Here is an 821-nt window from a genome sequence, read left to right as displayed (position 1 = left end):
ATAAGCCATGCGGAGATGGCGGAACACTTTGAAGATAAAGTATACTCCGCTGGCTTTGTTACGCTTGATTGTGAAAGCCTTGATTGTTATGGGGAAAGTGGATCACTGAAACTTCATTCTGATCCATTTGATACAAAGTTACTCCGTATTACGGCTGAAATATAAAGGAGGATTTATGACACCAGAACAGGCTGTAGAAATAATTAAAGTCTTGCGCAGTATAGATATAATAAATTATATAATGATATGCGTAGCATTATTAATAGGTATTATAATAGGTAAAAATTGGGTTTAATAAGGAGAAATATGGATCTATTTGATAAGTATTTTTATTTAATTCTTATTATAGCATTAATCTTATTCGTTATATTTTGCCAGAAAGGTCATTAAATGACTTTTCTGAGAAAGGAAAAGTAAATGAAACAAACATTAATATGTAAGTGGTTCGACAGGGCTCTTGAACTAAAGGAAGGAGAAAGGCTGTACATCCCTTGCCTGAATAAGTCTGATCAGGCAAGTAAACGTGTCCTTATTTATAAACAAAGAGTAGCATATAGCTCAATTGACCCTGATATTGAGCTTCGAATCGGTATTTTAAAAGAAAAAATCGACGAGAAGCTTTATGTTGTCTTAGAAAAAAGAAACTTGTTAAATGAAGGGTTCGTGATTGAAGTGAATGGAAGTAGGAAAAATGTAATACTTAATACGCTTCAGTCAGAAAACAGTCTTTTAAGAAAAGTTTTATTAATGTATATGGATAAAATAGAATTAACTGAAATTATAGAAACATTGACAGATTACACTCCCGCTGAAATTAAGAA

At 32.0% G+C, this 821-nt stretch carries 1 protein-coding gene; it reads left to right on the top strand.

What is annotated here, in order from left to right:
• Positions 1–417: 417 nt before the first annotated feature.
• Positions 418–821 (top strand): hypothetical protein (locus COZ07_RS10020; protein ID WP_406608423.1); only part of this gene is annotated, 404 nt, incomplete at its 3' end.

It is taken from the genome of Candidatus Infernicultor aquiphilus (assembly GCF_002784285.1).
GTDB lineage: Bacteria > Atribacterota > Phoenicimicrobiia > Phoenicimicrobiales > Phoenicimicrobiaceae > Infernicultor > Infernicultor aquiphilus.
The sequence above is the reverse complement of the archived record's forward strand: the minus strand, read 5'-3'. Positions and strand labels throughout refer to the sequence as shown.